General features: G+C 69.4%; 15 protein-coding genes and 1 tRNA gene. 7 read left to right on the top strand and 9 right to left on the bottom strand.

Annotation, left to right across the window (positions count from 1 at the left end; all coding sequences use genetic code 11):
• The first annotated feature begins 220 nt into the window (after positions 1 to 220).
• From ACFX43_RS00640 to ACFX43_RS00630, 3 genes are read left to right on the top strand one after another with little or no spacing between them, the layout of a single operon-like run.
• Positions 221 to 628 (top strand): MaoC family dehydratase N-terminal domain-containing protein, encoded by a 408-nt coding sequence (locus ACFX43_RS00640; protein WP_378815796.1) that lies wholly within the window; start codon positions 221 to 223, stop codon positions 626 to 628.
• Entirely contained in the window at positions 628 to 1026 is a 399-nt protein-coding gene (locus tag ACFX43_RS00635; protein WP_378815794.1) for a MaoC/PaaZ C-terminal domain-containing protein, read from the top strand. Before ACFX43_RS00640 ends, ACFX43_RS00635 begins: the two co-directional genes overlap by 1 nt.
• On the top strand, positions 1019 to 2035 hold the full coding sequence (locus ACFX43_RS00630) for a UDP-N-acetylmuramate dehydrogenase (protein ID WP_378815793.1): 1017 nt from the start codon (positions 1019 to 1021) through the stop codon (positions 2033 to 2035). Before ACFX43_RS00635 ends, ACFX43_RS00630 begins: the two co-directional genes overlap by 8 nt.
• On the opposite strand, the gene ACFX43_RS00625 is transcribed toward ACFX43_RS00630, so the two are convergent.
• A complete protein-coding gene (locus ACFX43_RS00625; RefSeq protein WP_378815791.1) occupies positions 2013 to 2684 on the bottom strand; it encodes a response regulator in 672 nt (223 codons plus the stop codon). The two genes, ACFX43_RS00630 and ACFX43_RS00625, sit on opposite strands and share 23 nt — an antisense overlap.
• Positions 2681 to 3790, bottom strand: a complete 1110-nt coding sequence (locus ACFX43_RS00620; protein WP_378815789.1) for a sensor histidine kinase — start codon at positions 3788 to 3790, stop codon at positions 2681 to 2683. Before ACFX43_RS00620 ends, ACFX43_RS00625 begins: the two co-directional genes overlap by 4 nt.
• Before the next feature lie 171 nt (positions 3791 to 3961).
• Between ACFX43_RS00620 and ACFX43_RS00615 the strand changes: the two genes are divergently transcribed.
• On the top strand, positions 3962 to 4321 hold the full coding sequence (locus ACFX43_RS00615) for a DUF6223 family protein (RefSeq protein WP_378815787.1): 360 nt from the start codon (positions 3962 to 3964) through the stop codon (positions 4319 to 4321).
• Here the strand turns inward: ACFX43_RS00615 and rlmC are convergent.
• From rlmC to ACFX43_RS00590, 5 genes are all read right to left on the bottom strand, one after another.
• A complete protein-coding gene (gene rlmC, locus ACFX43_RS00610; protein ID WP_378815785.1) occupies positions 4318 to 5430 on the bottom strand; it encodes a 23S rRNA (uracil(747)-C(5))-methyltransferase RlmC in 1113 nt (370 codons plus the stop codon). The genes ACFX43_RS00615 and rlmC overlap by 4 nt on opposite strands.
• A 3-nt stretch (positions 5431 to 5433) precedes the next feature.
• Positions 5434 to 5838 (bottom strand): DUF4190 domain-containing protein, encoded by a 405-nt coding sequence (locus tag ACFX43_RS00605; RefSeq protein ID WP_355019350.1) that lies wholly within the window; start codon positions 5836 to 5838, stop codon positions 5434 to 5436.
• 1 nt (position 5839) lies between these two features.
• A complete protein-coding gene (locus ACFX43_RS00600; RefSeq protein ID WP_378815783.1) occupies positions 5840 to 6529 on the bottom strand; it encodes a DUF4190 domain-containing protein in 690 nt (229 codons plus the stop codon).
• A 15-nt stretch (positions 6530 to 6544) separates the two neighbouring features.
• Positions 6545 to 7594: an adenosine deaminase gene (locus ACFX43_RS00595; RefSeq protein ID WP_378815781.1), complete on the bottom strand. Its 1050-nt coding sequence runs from the start codon at positions 7592 to 7594 to the stop codon at positions 6545 to 6547.
• A 156-nt stretch (positions 7595 to 7750) separates the two neighbouring features.
• Positions 7751 to 9034 (bottom strand): aminotransferase class I/II-fold pyridoxal phosphate-dependent enzyme, encoded by a 1284-nt coding sequence (locus ACFX43_RS00590; RefSeq protein WP_378815779.1) that lies wholly within the window; start codon positions 9032 to 9034, stop codon positions 7751 to 7753.
• A gap of 128 nt (positions 9035 to 9162) precedes the next feature.
• On the opposite strand from ACFX43_RS00590, the gene ACFX43_RS00585 reads away from it, so the two are divergent.
• The 3 genes from ACFX43_RS00585 (at position 9163) to nusG (ending at position 10396) form a co-directional block, all read left to right on the top strand.
• A tRNA-Trp gene (locus ACFX43_RS00585) sits at positions 9163 to 9235 on the top strand.
• A gap of 16 nt (positions 9236 to 9251) precedes the next feature.
• A complete protein-coding gene (gene secE, locus ACFX43_RS00580; protein WP_378815777.1) occupies positions 9252 to 9527 on the top strand; it encodes a preprotein translocase subunit SecE in 276 nt (91 codons plus the stop codon).
• 62 nt (positions 9528 to 9589) lie between these two features.
• A complete protein-coding gene (gene nusG, locus ACFX43_RS00575; protein ID WP_378815776.1) occupies positions 9590 to 10396 on the top strand; it encodes a transcription termination/antitermination protein NusG in 807 nt (268 codons plus the stop codon).
• A 165-nt stretch (positions 10397 to 10561) separates the two neighbouring features.
• Here nusG and ACFX43_RS00570 read toward each other — a convergent pair whose 3' ends face one another.
• Positions 10562 to 11719: a glycosyltransferase family 4 protein gene (locus tag ACFX43_RS00570; RefSeq protein WP_378815774.1), complete on the bottom strand. Its 1158-nt coding sequence runs from the start codon at positions 11717 to 11719 to the stop codon at positions 10562 to 10564.
• A 110-nt stretch (positions 11720 to 11829) separates the two neighbouring features.
• Positions 11830 to 13545 carry an alpha-glucosidase gene (locus ACFX43_RS00565; protein ID WP_378815772.1) on the bottom strand — a complete coding sequence of 572 codons (1716 nt, stop codon included), beginning with the start codon at positions 13543 to 13545 and terminating at the stop codon, positions 11830 to 11832.
• Positions 13546 to 13642: the final 97 nt, after the last annotated feature.

The raw sequence follows: 13642 nt of genomic DNA, 5'->3' as shown, positions 1-13642 counted from the left end.
GTAGAGCGCGACACTGATCGGCGCTCCGAACGCCCCGCCCCCGCCACTGAATTCCAGATGGCCGGGAGGCGGGGCGTTCGTCATTTGCCGAGCCGTCACTCCGGTCGGCCGAGACGTCACTCCGGTCGGCCGAGACGTCACTCCGGTCGGCCGAGTTGGCAGGCCGGTGACGCCTCGGCCGACGTGGGTGACTTCTCGGCTGGCCACTAGAGTTGCCCGCATGGCAGTTGATGGGTCGCTCGTAGGGCGCGTGTTTCCCCCGACCAGGCCCTATCGGGTCACCGACGAGAAGGTGCGGGAGTTCGCTGCCGCCACCGGTGTGGGCTGGGAGAGCGGGGACCCGGTTCCGGCGACGTTCCCGATCGTGCTCGCCTTCGACGCGATGAACGCCTTCCTGGACGACGTCCAGGTCGAGCTGTCGCGGATCGTGCACGGCGAGCAGAAGTTCTCCTACGCCCGGCCGATCGCGCCGGGGGACGTGCTGGTCGCGACCCTGAGCGTCGCTTCGCTGCGTCAGATCGGCGGCAACGACATCATTGGCACGGTCTCAGAGATCACCGACGACTCCGGGGCGGTCGTGTGCACCACCTCGGCCACCCTGGTCCACCGAGCGGCGGAGGTCGCGTGATGGCACTCGAAGCAGGCGCCGAGCTGGCCCCGAAGACCTACCCGATCACCCGTGCGTCGCTGGTGCGCTACGCCGGCGCGAGCGGCGACTTCAACCCGATCCACTGGTCCGACCGGATCGCCACCGCCGTCGGTCTCCCCGGCGTGATCGCCCACGGCATGTTCACCATGGCCCTGGTCGCCCGGGCGGTCTCGGAGTGGACCGACGGAGCCGAGGTCGTCGACTTCGGCGCCAAGTTCACCAACCCGGTCCTCGTGCCCGATGACGACGAAGGCACCTCGGTCACGGTCAGCGGCACCGTGAAATCGGTCGAGGACGGGCTGGCGACGATCGCCCTGACCGTCGTCTCCGGCGACCAGAAGGTCCTCGGCATGCCGAAGGTCTCCGTACGTGTCTGAACTTCTCGCGAGCCACACCACCTTCCATCTCGGCGGCCCGGCGGCGGAGTTCGTCACCGCGACCACCGAGGCGGAGATCATCGAGGCCGTGACCGCCGCCGATGAGGCCGGGGAGGACGTGCTCGTCCTCGGCGGCGGCAGCAACCTGGTCGTCGCCGACGCCGGCTTCCCGGGCACCGTCATCAAGCTGGCGACCACGGGCGTGGCGGCGGAGCCGGTCGAGGGTGGCGTACGCGTCACGGTGGCTGCCGGCGAGACCTGGGACGACTTCGTGACGACCGCGGTCGACAAGGGCTGGAGCGGCGTCGAGGCGCTCTCCGGCATCCCCGGCAGCGTGGGCGCGACCCCGATCCAGAACGTCGGGGCGTACGGCCAGGACGTCTCCCAGACCATCACCTCGGTCAAGGTGTTCGACCGGGAGCTTCGCGAGGTGCGGAGCTTCACCGCCGGGGAGTGCGCGTTCGGCTATCGGTGGTCGCGGTTCAAGGCGCGACCCGGCCGATACGTGGTCCTCGAGGTCACCTTCCGGCTCGGCACCGACGGCGAGACCGGCTCCCCGATCGCGTACGCCCAGCTCGCCGGCGCCCTCGGCGTCGAGCAGGGCACCCGGGTGCCGTCCAAGCAGATCCGCGAGGCCGTGCTGTCCCTGCGCCGCAGCAAGGGCATGGTCACCGACGAGGCCGACCACGACACCTGGTCGGCGGGATCGTTCTTCACCAACCCCGTGGTCGCCCCCGAGGACGTGCCCGAGGGTGCTCCGGCGTACCCCCAGCCCGACGGCACGGTGAAGACCTCCGCCGCCTGGCTCATCGACCACGCCGGCTTCAAGAAGGGCCACGGCAACCACAAGGTGTCGCTCTCCACGAAGCACACCCTCGCCCTCACCAACCGCGGCGAAGGCACGACCGAGGACCTGCTCGCCCTGGCGAGAGAGGTACGCGACGGGGTCGAGGCGGCGTACGGGATCGTGCTCGTCAACGAGCCCGTCATGCTCGGCGTGGAGCTCTAGGAGCGACCAGCCCCGACTCGTAAGCGACGACGACGAGCTGCGCGCGGTCGCGCGCGTGCAGCTTGGTCATCGCCCGGTTGATGTGGGTCTTGGCGGTCAGCACGCTGATCACCATCGCCTCGGCGACCTGGTCGTTGGTCATGCCGCGGGCGACCAGGGCAACCGCCTCGCGCTCCCGGTTGGTGAGCTCGGCGAGCCCGAGGGGAGCGTCGGCCGGGGAGGGCTGGCTGACGTAGTGGTCGATCAGCGCGCGGGTGACCGACGGCGCGAGCAGGGCGTCGCCACGTGCGGCGACGCGCACCGCGTGCACGAAGTCCTCCGGCTGGACGTCCTTGACGAGGAAACCGGCAGCGCCGGCACGTAGGGCCTCGAGGACGTACTCGTCCATGCCGTAGTTGGTCAGGATCACCACGTGCACGTCACTCAGCGCCGGGTCGGCGGCGATCCGCCGGGTCGCTTCGAGACCGTCGGCCACGGGCATCTGGATGTCGACCATCGCCACGTCGGGCAGGTGCTCGCGGGCGAGCGCCACCGCCTCGACGCCGTCGGCGGCCTCGGCGACCACCTCGATGTCGTCCTCGATGTCGAGGAGAGCCCGGAAACCGCTGCGGATGAGCGGCTGGTCGTCGACCAGGAGCACCCGGATCACGACGTACGCTCCACCGGCAGCCGTGCCTCGACCATGAAACCGCCCTCCTCCCGCGGCTGTGCCCGCAGCTGACCTCCGAGGGCGGAGACCCGCTCCCGCATCCCGAGCAGCCCGATGCCGGGCACGGTCGTGGCCGGCGCTCCGGTGCCGTTGTCCTCGACCCGGATCCCGAGCGAGTCGGGCCGGTGGTCGATGTGGACCGTCGCTGTGGTGGCCGCGGCGTGGCGGGTCACGTTGGTCAGCGCCTCCTGGACGATCCGGTAGGCCGTCCGGCCCACCGCTACCGGCACCGTGCCGGGCTGCCCGTCGACGGTCAGAATGACCTCCAGCCCGGTGGACCCGGCTGATCCCACCAGGTCGCGTACGTCCTCGAGCCCCCGTGGCGGGTTCGGATCGTCGTCGCGCAGCGCCGTCAGCGTGGCCCGCAGCTCGCGGGCCGCCTCGCGCCCGGCCTCCCGGATCGCCAGCAGCGACTCGGGGACCTCCTCGCCACGCCGCTGGGCCACGTGGACGGCGGCCTCTGACTGGACCTTGATCACCGAGATCTGGTGGGTGAGGGAGTCGTGCAGCTCGCGGGCGATGTGCAGGCGCTCGTCGTCGGCCCGGCGCTGGGCCGCGGCTTCCCGGGTGCGCTCGGCCTCGTCGGCACGCCGCTCGGCCTGCCGGAGCGCCTCGCCGGCGGCGCCCGCCGCGATCAGCCAGGCGATCTCCAGGGCTCCGCGCGCCTGCTCGGAGGCGGCGCCGAGGTCACCCACGGAGGCGTACGCCACCAGGAACAGCCCGCTCTGCATCACCACCGCGGCCAGCACCGTGACCAGCCGGTGCCCTTCCCGCACGGCCGCGTAGACCGCGACCAGGAACGCGATCACCGCGACGTCGAGCCCGAGTGCTTGGAAGGCCAGCCCGCAGGCGCCGCTGGCGACCAGCACGGCGACCGGCGCTCGACGCCGGAAGACCAGGACGAGACCGCTCGCGACCAGCGCGGCGTAGCCGAGAAGCTCGTTGCCGGAGCCGGGCTGACCGCCACTCAGAGCAGCAGCCAGCTGGGCCACGGCCACACCAGCGGCGATGACCCAGTCTCCGACCGTGATCCGCTGCCTGGCCATGCGAGCAGGATATGCCCGCGCCTCCCGCCCGCGAGTCCCTCTGACGCAGGAGATCCGGCTACCACGTACGCAGTAGCGACGGCTCCGAAGAGTCCACGCAGGCAGGACGACTCCGGCGTGCGCCGACGGGACGATCGAGTCATCCGATCGAACTCGATGAAGGAGTCCTCCATGTCCCTGAACGAAGTACTCATCAGCGCCGCCGACCCTGACGTCGGCGCCTACACACTGACCACCGCCCGGCTGTGGGCGACGCTCGCCGTGTTCGTCGGCCTGGCCGGAGCGGTCGCCGGCGCGGTAGCTCTGGCCCGTGCCGTACGCGGCGTCGGCCACCGTGGCCGCAACGGCGCCGTCGTGGCGCTCGGCTGCGGCGCGATCGCCCTGGTCGTCGGCGTCGTCAACCTGCTCGTGGCCGACGGCGGACCCGGCACCGGCAACGGTGTGGTCGGCGGCGGGATGGCGATCGTCCTCGGCCTCGCCGGCCTCGTCCTCGGCGCTCTCGCGCTCAGGCGGGCGCGCGAGGCCGTCTAGCCGCGCTCGAGGAGGAGAAGGACCTCGTGGTGGTCGGTGTTCGGGAACATGTCGAGCAGTCGCGCCGACACCGGTCGCAACGAGGGCATGTCGCGCAGGTCGCGGGCGAGGGTGTCGACGTTGCACGAGGAGTAGACGACGTGCTCGACCCCCGACTGCTCCAGCCACCCGGCGAGCGATGAGCCGATCCCGCGCCGTGGCGGGTTGACGATGACCAGGTCGGGCGCGGAGCCGGCCGAAAGTGCGTACGCAGCCGCGTCCCCGGCCACCCAGCTGGTGCCCGGCAGTCCCAGCTCCGCGGCGGTCGAGGCGGCGGCTTCGATGGCCTGCTCGCTGGACTCGACACCGAGCACCTCCCGCCCGGGAGCGGCCACGTGCAGCCCGAAGCCCCCGACGCCGCAGTAGAGGTCCCACACAGAGGTCGGCGCGGCCGAGGAGACCAGGTCGCGGGCATGGCGGTAGAGCGCGGCCGCGACATCGGTGTTGGTCTGGAAGAACGAGTGGGGGCGCAGTCGCAGGCCGATCCCGTTGACCTCCATCGTGAGCGCCTCGCGGGCGGTCAGGAAGATCTCCTCGGGCCCCTCGATGACGGCCTTGTGCTCCGGCTGGATGTTCACCGAGGCGACGCCGATCGGGAGCTCGTCCAGCAGAGCCGGAAGGTGCTTGCGCAGCCGGGCCAGCGCCTCGGTGGACCGAAGCACCCAGCGCACCATCAGCTCTCCGCCGGGCGCCTCGGTGACGATCACGTGCTTGAGCTCGCCGCGCCGCTCCGGCACCGAGTAGGGAGTCAGCCGCGCGGTTGTGACGAACCGGGACAGGACCGGCAGCGCGGCCTGGAGGCCCGGGGTGTGCAGCCCGCACGCGAGCAGGTCCACCCCGAGACCGTCGTGCGACAGGATCCCCAGCGTCGGCGCCTCCACCGAGCCGGCGACGACCATCTTCGCCTTGTTGCGGAAACCGGCCTCCGGGCTGGAGACCGGTTCCTCCCAACGTACGTCACCGAGAGCCCCGGCGACCCGCCGCTGTTTCTGCGCGAGCTGGTCTGCGTACGCCATCTCCAGCCAGCGGCAGGAGCGGCAGGCGCCGGAGGTGAAGTAGCCGCAGTCCATCCGTCAGATTCGGCTGCTCAGCATCGCGTTGATGCTGTCGAACGTCGTGCTGTCGGTCTCGTTGGAGGCGACGACGATCATCACGATGATGAAGATGATGTAGGCGATCCAGAAGAGCATGTAGAGCGCCCCGAAGATCGTCCCGATGAGACCGGTGATGAAACCGGCCTGAGCGTTGCCGCGCCCGCTGTAGGCAGCCGGGTTGGCATCGATCTCGGCCATCACCCGCTTGCCCTTGACCCATCCGAACGGTGCGACGAAGACGCCGATCCCGCCGCACATGACCGACAGGCACAGCCCGACGATCCCGAGGACCATAGCCGAGTTGGCCTCGGGATGCGGAGGGGGCTGCGGGAAGCCGTAGGGCGCCGGTGCGGGCTGATAGCCGGGCGGGGGCGTGTCCGTCATCTCAGAACTCGCTGTCGTAGGTCTCGTAGCCGCTGTCGTAGCCCGGGTCGTCGAACCCGCCGCTGACGCCGATGATGATGACGACGACGATCAGAAGGATGCTCAGGACCAACAGGACGGTGCCGATGATGCCGAGGATGAAGCCCGCCTGCGCGTTGCCGCGGCCGGTCAGGGCACCCGCCGACGCGTCGATCCGCTTCTTGGCCGAGAGACCCATGAACAGGGCGAACGGCGAGAGGACGATGGGGAGACCACAGAGGAATGACCCCACGAGCCCGACGATGCCGAGGACCATCGCCGTGGTCGCCCCCGAGTCCGGGGTGCCGACCGGCCCGGCGTACGCAGCCGGAGCACCGTAGGGCGCCTGGCCGTAGCCCGGCTGACCACCGTAGTTCGGCTGACCTCCGTAGGCCGGTGGCGGAGGCGTCTGTCCGTAGCCGGCCGTCGGCGGGACCGGCGGCTTCTGGTCGAACGTGGCGCCGCCGTAGGGGTTGGGCGGCTGCTCACCGTAGGTCTGGCCGTACATCGGCTGGGTCGGCGCAGGCGGCGTCGACGCAGGCGGAGTCGCCACCTGGGTCTCGTCGGCCTGGGTCGGCTCGGAGGGAGTCGGCTCGGACGGGGTCGGCGGAGGCGGGGTGGAGGCGTCGGCCGGCTTGTTGGGATCGGGCTGATCGTCGGACGGGTTCGTCATGGCCGACATTCTGTCTTAACTTGCCGGATCCGTGGGTTGCGAGGGCACGCTGAGCCAGTCGTCGATCTCGGCGAGCAGACCTTTCTTGGTCGACTCGGGCGCGGTCGAGGCGGTGATCGACATCCGTGCCAGGTCGGCGAGGGTCTCGTCGGTGAGCTCGTGAGCGGCCCGCATGGTGGCGTACTGCGCCGCCAGCCGGGACCCGAACAGCAGCGGGTCATCGGCCCCCAGCGCCACCGTCGCACCCGCGTCGAGCAGCTGCGGCAGCGGCACCGACGTCAGGTCGGAGTAGACGCCGAGCGACACGTTGGAGGTCGGGCAGACCTCCAGCGCGACGCCCGCGCGCACGATCTCGTCGAGCAGCGCCGGATCCTCGGCAGCGCGTACGCCATGACCCAGCCGGGTCGCGTGCAGCGACCGCAGCACGGTGCGGATGTGCTCGGGCCCGCGCAGCTCACCGCCGTGCGGCATCAGCCGCAGGCCGGCCCGCTCGGCGATCTGGAACGCGTGGTCGAACTCCTCGGTCCGCCCGCGCCGTTCGTCGTTGGAGAGCCCGAAGCCGACCACGCCGTGGTCGACGTACTGCGCGGCCAGGCGCGCCAGCGTGCGCGCGTCCATCGGGTGCCGGGTGCGGTTGGAGGCGATGATCACCGCGATCCCGAGCCCGGTCGCCCGCTCCGCGTCGCCGACGGCCGACAGCACCAGGTCGGTGAAGGCCGTGATCCCGCCGAACTTCGCCGCATATCCCGACGGGTCGACCTGGATCTCGAGCCACCTGCCGCCGTCGCGTACGTCGTCCTCGGCGACCTCCATGACCAGCCGTCGGATGTCCGCCTCGGTGCGCAGCACCGAGCGCGCCACGTCATAGAGACGCTGGAACCTGAACCAGCCCTTCTCGTCGGCCGCGCTCAGCGTCGGAGGCCAGTCCGCTACCAGCTGCTCGGGCAGCCGGATCCCGTCGCGCTCAGCCAGCTCGAGCAGGGTCTGGTGGCGCATCGCACCCGTGAAGTGCAGGTGCAGATGCGCCTTCGGCAGCGTACGTAGGTCGCGTCGGTCCTCACTCACGCGACCACCTCCGTAGCGCAAGCGCCAGAATACGGACGCGGTCGCGTGATCTCTTGGTTCGTTCGCTGACGCTCTCTCACGCGACCACCTCCGTAGCGCAAGCGCCAGAATACGGACGCGGTCGCGTGATCTCTTGGTTCGTTCGCTGACGCTCTCTCACGCGAGCAGCTTCTCCGCAGCGGCCAGCTTCACGCACACCGTGACGACCTCCATGGCCCCGCTGACCTGCTCCAACGGCGGGAAGGACGGCGCCAGCCGGATGTTGGTGTCCTCCGGGTCGACCTTGCCGGGGAACGCCGAACCGGCCGGGGTCAGTGCGACGCCGGCACCCTTGGCCAGCTCGATCACCCGGGTCGCGGTGCCCGGGAGCACGTCGAGGCTGACGAAGTAGCCACCCGCTGGCTTGGTCCAGGTCGCCACGCCGAGCGCACCGAGCTCGGCGGTGAGCGCGTCCTCGACGGCGGCGAACCGCGGCGCGAGGAGCTCGCGGTGCTTGGCCATGTGCTCGCGTACGCCGGCAGCGGAGCCGAAGAACTCCGCGTGCCGCAGGTGGTTGACCTTGTCGGGGCCGATCGCGCCGTGGCTGAGGTGGTCGAGCCACCAGGCGACGTTCTCCTTCGAGCCGCCGAAGAAGCCCACGCCGGCGCCGGCGTAGGTGACCTTGGAGGTCGAGGCGAAGACCAGCGGACGGTGGGGGTTGCCGGCCGCGTTGGCCAGCGAGACGACGTCGGCGGTCTTGGTCTCGGCCGGGGTCAGGTGGTGCAGCGCGTAGGCGTTGTCCCAGAAGATCTTGAAGTCGGGAGCCGCGGTCGGCATCGAGGTGAGCCGCTCGGCGATCTCCTGCGAGGTGGTGTCGCCGGTCGGGTTGGCGTAGGTCGGGACCAGCCACATGCCCTTGATCGTGGGGTCGTCCTTGACCAGCGTGGCGACGGCGTCGGCATCGGGCCCGTCGGCGTGCATCGGCACGGTCACCATCTCGATCCCGAACCACTCCAGGAGCGTGAAGTGGCGGTCGTAGCCAGGCACCGGGCAGACGAACTTGACCGTCTCCTCCTGGCCCCACGGCCGCTCGCTGTCGACGCCACCGTGAAGCCACAGGTACATCAGCGTGTCGCGCATCATCGTGAGGCTCGAGTTGCCGCCGGCGATGAGCTGGTCGGTGTCCAGGCCGAGCAGCTCGGCGTAGATCTCGCGGATCTCGATGCCGCCCGCCAGGCCGCCGTAGTTGCGCGTGTCGGTGCCGTCCGGGGCGGTCGTCGTCTTGGGGAGATGGAGCAGGCCGTCGGAGAGGTTGAGCTGGTCCGCGGAGGGCTTGCCCCGGGTCAGGTCCAGCTTCAGGCCCTTGGCCACCAAGTTGTCGTACGCCGTGCGCTGCTCCGTTGCGAACGCTTCGAGTTCCTCGCGCGAGAGCTCGGCGAGGGGACGGGGATCTGAGGTCATGCCCGCAATCCTATGGGTCATGAGGGCCCAGTTTGGAACGCGTTAACCCGAGTGCGTAGACTCACCGTTGGTGGTCTTCCCACATGGTTAGCCGCGCCCTCAACCGCGCGTCTGATGCAGGCCTCCGTAGGGCACTAGCTCAACTGGCAGAGCATCGGTCTCCAAAACCGAAGGTTGGGGGTTCAAGTCCCTCGTGCCCTGCAAAGCCGGACCAGCGATGGAAACGTTTTCGAGAGAAGGTGGCGGCGTGACGGACAGCAAGGCAGTCCCGACTCCGAGCGACAAGAAGACGGAGAAGCGCACCAGTCTCCCGACGTTCTACCGCCAGGTCGTGGCCGAGCTCCGCAAGGTCGTCTGGCCGACGCAGCAGCAGCTCACGACGTACTTCATCGTGGTTCTGGTCTTCGTCCTGGTCATGATGGCGATCGTCGCGGGCCTTGACCTCGGGTTCGGCAAGTTGATGTTCTGGGTGTTCGGCGGCCGCGACGCGTGATCGCGTGGGCCCCGGCCCGCGGAACACACCCGATACACACAATCAACGGTTTGGAGCAGGACGTGTCTGAGCAGGACTACACCGAGGAGACCGAGGTCCTCGAGACGGCCGAGGCCGCCTCCGACGTGCCTGCAGAGGCTGAGCTCGACGAGGCCGACGAGTCCGCTGACGCCGTCGAGGCCGAGGACTCCTTCGACGAGATCGTCGAGGGCGAGGCCCCCGAGGCCGCTGACGACGACCCGCTCGAGGCGTTCCGCCGTGAGCTGTGGGCGAAGCCGGGCGACTGGTTCGTGATCCACACCTACTCCGGCATGGAGAACCGGGTGAAGTCCAACCTGGAGAACCGCATCGTCTCCCTCAACATGGAGGACTACATCCACGAGATCGTGGTCCCCACCGAGGAGGTCCCGGAGATCAAGAACGGCCAGCGCAAGATGGTCAAGCGCACCGTTCTCCCGGGTTACGTGCTGGTCCGGATGGACCTCACCGACGAGTCCTGGGCCGCCGTACGCCACACCCCGTCGGTCACCGGTTTCGTCGGTCACAGCCACCAGCCGGTGCCGCTGTCGATGACCGAGGTCGAGAACATGCTCGCCCCCGCCGTCGTCGCCCAGGCCGAGGCTGAGGCTGCCGCCGCCGGTGAGGCCGCGACCTCCACCTCCGGCGCCACCGGCACCGCCAAGAAGCCCGTCGAGGTCGTCGACTTCGCCGAGGGCGACTCGGTCACCGTCGTCGACGGGCCCTTCGCCACCCTGCACGCCACGATCACCGAGCTCAACGCCGAGTCGCAACGCGTCAAGGCGCTCGTCGAGATCTTCGGCCGCGAGACTCCCGTCGAGCTCTCGTTCAACCAGATCGAAAAGGTTTGAGCCTACGACCCTGCGAGCGAAGCGAGCGGGGTCGTAACGCGAAAAGGTCGAGCGAGCGCAGCGGCTGAGCTTGCGAAGCCGCGAAGCGGGTCGAGACCCACTTTCCCGTAGCAGTCGGGCCCCTGTTCGTCATCCGAACAGGGGCCCGATGCGTTTCGCTGAGCTCTATGCCGGCGTCGACAAGGTCGAGACCCCTTGCGGATCGTCGGCCGCCGGCAACCGAACGAGAGTCTCCAGATCCCGTACGACGGCAGCAGGCGTGATCGAGGAAGGCAGCAGAAGCACGTCGATGAGCCCGTCGACGGAGTTGTCGACGGTGAACCTGGCGGCAGCGCTGATCCTGACGAGCTCGTCGACGGAACCGAGGGCCGTGGCCGCGCGGATACCCCGTGCCAACGCGGCGGGGTCGTCCGGGGCGACCAGGGTGATCGAGCCGCAGTCGGTCTCGGGGAGTCCCCCGTCGTCGGACGCGACGACGCGGCAGCCGGAGTGCTGGGCCTCGATCGAGACGATGCCGAAGGTCTCGTGCCAGTACTGGCTGTTGGAGGGTATGACGATGATGTCGTGCTGGGCCATCAACGTGGCCATCGCGCGCGGCGTGGTCCGCCGGGGCACGAGCCGCACGCTGGGATGGGCTTCGAGGACTCGCTCGATGTTGCGACCCTGGGGCTTGTCGGAGCCCGCGGTCGTGGCCGTGCAGGTGAAGGCCCGCTCCTGGCCGACCGGGTCCAGGTCGAGCATCGCCAGCAGTGTGTAGATGCCCTTCTCCGGGCTCAGCCGGCCCGCGTAGAGGATGCGGATCCCGGCCTCGTCGGCGGGCGGGCGTACCTCGGTGCTGAAGCACGCCTCGGCGTAGGGGTAGACGATGCTGATCGTGTCGATGTCGACGTCGAGGAACTCGGCCCACAGCTGCGCCGAGAACCGGCTGGTCGCGATCAGCGACCGGTCCTGCATGGTGGCCGCGACGCGGGCCCGGTCGACGGCGCCGCCCGGTGGAGGCACGTGCAGCATCTGGTACGCCGGTCGCTTGGTCGCCACGATGGGGAACTCGGCCACGAAGATCACCACTCCGTCCAGGTCGCCGACGTCCGCGACGCTCGCCATCGAGAGGAAGGGGATGTCCGCGAACTCGTCGCGTCCATCCGTGATCCCGACTCCGACGGTGACGACGTGGGCGTTGATACCGCGGCGATTGAGCTCGCGGACATGCCCGATCGTGTAGTTCTCGGTGCCTCCGGTGCCTGCCGGCAGCGGCTGGTGTGGGTTCCAGACGAAGTAGATGTTTCCGACTGTCTTCGGACGATCGTCGCGATACGAGTTCATCTGCCCACTGTCTGCGGGTTGCTGCCGACACCGCTGCCGTGCGCTCCCGCGGTGTCCGCGTCGAGCGGCAGGTGTCCTGCAGTCTTGGTCCCAGCGTAGCCGCCGGGCCCTCACCTCAGGTAGACGCGGACTTCCCAGGGTTCCAGCCGGTCCGGATCGCGCCTGCTCCCGGGATAGTTGGCCAGCACCAGGTCGCGATCCACCCGGTCGTCGCGGTCGACGGAGACCGGCAGGTCGGACAGGTTCGCATAGACGGTGAGGGCCGCGTTGCCCAGGTGGCGCCGGAAGGCATAGATCTGGTCACGGCCGGTTTCGATGGCTGCGAAGCTCCCGTCCACCACGACCGGCAGGCGGTGCCGCAGGGCGATCAAGGCGCGGTAGAACTCGTAGATCGAGGTTCGCACCCCACGCTGCGTGGCGACGTTCAACCAGCTGTGGTTGGGATTGACGCCGATCCAGGGACTGCCGGTCGTGAAGCCCGCACCGGGTGCGGCGCTCCACTGCATCGGCGTACGCGCGTTGTCCCGGCTCTGGCGGCGCAGGGCGTCGAGCGCGACCGAGGGGTCCTCGCGGTGCGTACCGACCGCTGTTCGGTAGTGGTCGAGGGACTCGATGTCACGGAAGTCGTCGATGCCTGCGAACCCGGCGTTGGTCATGCCGATCTCCTCGCCCTGGTAGACGTACGGCGTGCCGCGGTGCAGATGCAGCACCGTGGCCAGGGCGGTGGCCGACTCGCGCCAGTACGTCGTGTCGTTGCCGTAGCGGGAGACGACCCTGGGCTGGTCATGGTTGTTCCAGTAGAGGCTGTTCCATCCAGTGTCGCCGAGGGCGGTCTGCCACCTTGCGAGCGTGTCCCGCAGGTCGTTCACACTCATCGGCCGCCGAGTCCATTTGTCTCCGTCGGCGTCGAGGGCGACGTGCTCGTACTGGAACACCATGTTCAGATGGCCGTGCTCCTGGTCGGTGAGCTCCCGGGCCTGCTCGGGCGTCACCCCCGGCATCTCGCCCACGGTGAGGTAGGTGCCCGGCCGAGGGTCGAAGACCCGGCGCTTCATCTCGGCCAGATAGGCGTGGATCTGGGGCCCGTGGCTGAAGTACGGCATCCCGTCGCCATAGCCATCGCGGTTGAGCGGCGCGTCGGGAAGCAGAGGATCCTTGGAGATGAAGTTGATGACGTCCATCCGGAAGCCGTCGATCCCGCGGTCGAGCCACCAGTCCATCATGGTGAAGACGGCCTCGCGGGTGTCCGGGTTGTCCCAGTTCAGGTCCGGCTGGGACGGAGCGAACAGGTGCAGGTAGTACTGGCCGCGCTCAGGCACCCACTCCCATGCGGACCCGCCGAAGGACGCACCCCAGTTGTTCGGCTCCGACCCGGGCTCGCCGGGCACTGTCCCGGGCCGGGCATCCCGCCAGAAGTACCACTCGGAGGTGGCACTCTCACGCGAGCAGCGCGAGGCGAGGAACCAGGGGTGCTGGCTCGAGGTGTGGTTGACGACGAGGTCCATGATCAGCCGCATGCCCCGCAGATGGACCGCGGCGAGCAGCCGGTCGAGGTCCTCCAGGGTGCCGAAGAGCGGATCGACGTCCCGGTAGTCGCTGACGTCGTAGCCGTTGTCCTCCTGCGGCGAGCGGTAGACGGGGGACAGCCAGATGACGTCGATCCCCAGCTCCTGGAGGTAGTCCAGGTGTTCCACGATGCCGGGAAGGTCACCGATGCCGTCGCCGTCGGTGTCGGCGAAGCTGCGGACGTAGATCTGGTAGACCACCGCCGACTTCCACCACGCCTCGTTGTCCGAGGCCGACCGAGACGCGCCGGGTGCGGCCATGTGCCACCGCCTCGGGTTTGCCACCATGCCAGTGTCGAGAATGACCTGGACGACTGTGGCCCTGCTTCGAGCCTATCCCGAACGCCAAGTGGGCGTT

This window comes from Nocardioides sp. YIM B13467, assembly GCF_042788075.1.
In the GTDB taxonomy this organism is placed as follows: domain Bacteria; phylum Actinomycetota; class Actinomycetes; order Propionibacteriales; family Nocardioidaceae; genus Nocardioides.
This window is presented reverse-complemented; position numbering and strand designations above follow the sequence as displayed.

Excerpts from the sequence above, each read along its gene's own strand:
- ACFX43_RS00570 (WP_378815774.1), bottom strand. The coding sequence starts at position 11,719 with ATGAACTCGTATCGCGACGATCGTCCGAAGACAGTCGGAAACATCTAC.
- ACFX43_RS00565 (WP_378815772.1), bottom strand. The coding sequence starts at position 13,545 with ATGGCCGCACCCGGCGCGTCTCGGTCGGCCTCGGACAACGAGGCGTGG.
- ACFX43_RS00605 (WP_355019350.1), bottom strand. The coding sequence starts at position 5,838 with ATGACGGACACGCCCCCGCCCGGCTATCAGCCCGCACCGGCGCCCTAC.
- ACFX43_RS00635 (WP_378815794.1), top strand. The coding sequence starts at position 628 with ATGGCACTCGAAGCAGGCGCCGAGCTGGCCCCGAAGACCTACCCGATC.
- ACFX43_RS00640 (WP_378815796.1), top strand. The coding sequence starts at position 221 with ATGGCAGTTGATGGGTCGCTCGTAGGGCGCGTGTTTCCCCCGACCAGG.
- ACFX43_RS00615 (WP_378815787.1), top strand. The coding sequence starts at position 3,962 with ATGTCCCTGAACGAAGTACTCATCAGCGCCGCCGACCCTGACGTCGGC.
- ACFX43_RS00620 (WP_378815789.1), bottom strand. The coding sequence starts at position 3,790 with ATGGCCAGGCAGCGGATCACGGTCGGAGACTGGGTCATCGCCGCTGGT.
- ACFX43_RS00590 (WP_378815779.1), bottom strand. The coding sequence starts at position 9,034 with ATGACCTCAGATCCCCGTCCCCTCGCCGAGCTCTCGCGCGAGGAACTC.
- ACFX43_RS00600 (WP_378815783.1), bottom strand. The coding sequence starts at position 6,529 with ATGACGAACCCGTCCGACGATCAGCCCGATCCCAACAAGCCGGCCGAC.
- secE (WP_378815777.1), top strand. The coding sequence starts at position 9,252 with ATGGAAACGTTTTCGAGAGAAGGTGGCGGCGTGACGGACAGCAAGGCA.
- rlmC (WP_378815785.1), bottom strand. The coding sequence starts at position 5,430 with ATGGACTGCGGCTACTTCACCTCCGGCGCCTGCCGCTCCTGCCGCTGG.